Source organism: Mojavia sp., assembly GCF_059505145.1.
The window spans coordinates 1-2,303 of record NZ_JCACKA010000061.1 but is presented as its reverse complement, the minus strand read 5'-3'; the positions used below and the strand labels follow the sequence as shown (position 1 = coordinate 2,303).

Annotated in this window: 2 protein-coding genes; both read left to right on the top strand. The window is 42.0% G+C overall.

Annotated elements, in window-relative coordinates; translation table 11 throughout:
- Positions 1–95: 95 nt before the first annotated feature.
- Entirely contained in the window at positions 96–1,898 is a 1,803-nt protein-coding gene (gene mobV / locus AC5JL8_RS12295) for a MobV family relaxase (RefSeq protein WP_495880060.1), read from the top strand.
- Positions 1,899–2,013: 115 nt separating this feature from the next.
- A partial coding sequence (locus AC5JL8_RS12290; protein ID WP_495880059.1) for a nucleotide-binding protein occupies positions 2,014–2,303 on the top strand: 290 nt, incomplete at its 3' end.

The window sequence follows — 2,303 nt, the reverse complement described above, 5'->3', positions numbered from 1 at the left end:
CGCCATTTTTCGCTTCGCTCAAAACGCAAAAGTAGTTCGCCCTGCCGGGAGCGCGGAAGTTTTTCAAAGACACTCGTTGCAGCGAGAATAAATCAATGGTAGCGTTAGCAATACTACGAGTCGAAAAATTAAAATCATTCGGGAATATTGGGGGAAGTGAAAAACATACTGCCCGACTTCAGGATACTCCCAATGCCGATCCAACCAAACAGAATATCCGGCTGATTGGAGCAGGAGATGAGAGATCGCTCGAAGAAGTAGTTAAGGAACTGATAAAATCAAAGACAAACTACCAGCCCAGAAAAGATGCAGTGCTGTGCAGTGAAATATTTTTGAGTGCAAGTCCAGAATACTTTCGTCCCGATGATCCATCAATAGCTGGGACTTGGAACAATCAGAAGATGGAGGATTTTACGAATGCTTCCCAAAAATGGCTGTTAGAAAAGTATGGAAATAAATGTGTCAGAGCCGAATTGCACTTGGATGAATCGACCCCACACATTCATGCCTATATCGTGCCACTCAACGAAAAAACCAAACGACTTAGTTATAAGGAAATGTTCGGCGGTTCTGTGGCACAGGGACGGCTGAAAATGTCACAACTTCAAGATAGTTATGCCTCGGCACTTGCTCCTTTAGGTATCCAACGGGGAGTTAAAGGCTCAAAAGCTAAACATATCCAGGTTCAAGAATATTATCAGGCGGTCAACTCTCAACCCCTGAGTTTGGAGTTAGAACGATTTGCACCTTTACCAGGAGAAACAGCCCAGGAATTACTTAACCGAATTAAGAACGACCGACGCATCCAACAACTAGATCACCAATTGGCTGACCGCCGACGAATTATCCAGTTGGAGAAACGAGCTTGTTTATCATCAATAGCCTCAGAGAAACTTCGACAGAATTTAGAAACACGCGTAGTTCAATTAGAGCAGGAGAATTTAGAATGGCGACAAAAAGCTGACTTAATGCGCGATTTACCTTTAGCTGATGTAGCTTGGGCATTAGGGCTAGATTCTGTTGATGGACGGTGGAAGGGCTATGGACACATCATTAGTATTGATGGGTCAAAGTTTTACGATTTTTCACCCCAAGAGCAAAAGGGTGGCGGCGGTGCGATTGATTTGGTGATGCACGTTAACAATTGCAATTTCTACCAGGCGATCGCTTGGTTATATGAATCATCTGGTGAAACTGGAGTCCAAAAAGCAGCGATCGCTCATTCACTTCATATAACAAACGAGATTATTTGCTCCCAACCACGCCCTCAATTTCAACGACCAGTTGAAGATAAAGCCCTTTGGTCAGCAGTTGCCCAATACTTAACGGATAAGCGCTTGATACCACCAAATTTTGTACAAGCTCTTTATCAACGAGGTTTAGTTTATGCTGACGCTCATCAAAATGCTGTATTTGTCATGCGGAATTTCAATGACCAAACAAAGGGTGCTTTTTTGAGAGGAACAAAGGGGGAGAATAACACTTTCAAGGGCTACCACAAAGGTACAAAGCGGAGTGGTAGCTGGTTTTACTTTCACTTAGGAGGACAACCTCAAGGTAAGGTAGAAAGAGCAGTATTGTGTAAATCTCCTATTGAGGCATTATCATTTGCCACGCTTGAATTGAAAGCCTACAAAGGGATACCGCAACAAAGAACAATGTATTTAGCAGTAGATAATCCCAAAAGTATACCAGTAGATTTTCTTTCAACAGTCCCGGTAGTAGAAATGGCATTTGATAATAATGCTTGGGGCCATGAAACGACCCTGACTATTCAGAAGCTGTTGAAGGGAGCAACTACGGTCACAGCCAAAACTAGAGATAGAGATTGGAATGAACAACTCTTAGAAAAACTTTACTTTCAACAACAAAAAACTTCATCACAGCAGGAGCTTTAATCAGAATCCAGAATCATAAATTATGGATTCTATGTTCTTAGTCCTGTCTCTTTGTTAAATAAATAAGGGTAAAATACGTTCATCAATAGGTTGCCGTTCGATGGGCAAAAAAAGAATGACAGACAACACCAATAATGCAACTAAAGTCTACAGCCGTAGATTAGTAATTGTGACTGGAGATAAGGGCGGTGTAGGAAAGTCCACCTTTTCTAGGGCAATGATCCAAACTTACCTCGACACCAATCAAAACTTCGCAGCGTTTGATGCTGATATGTCCAACCCACAAATCAAACGATTCTACGAAACTGAATGTACTGTTATGCCCTTAGACATCTTTAGAAGGGGAGAAGCTGATATTTTTCTGTTGGATCAACTCAAAGACTTAATTTACCCACCAGAGGAGGA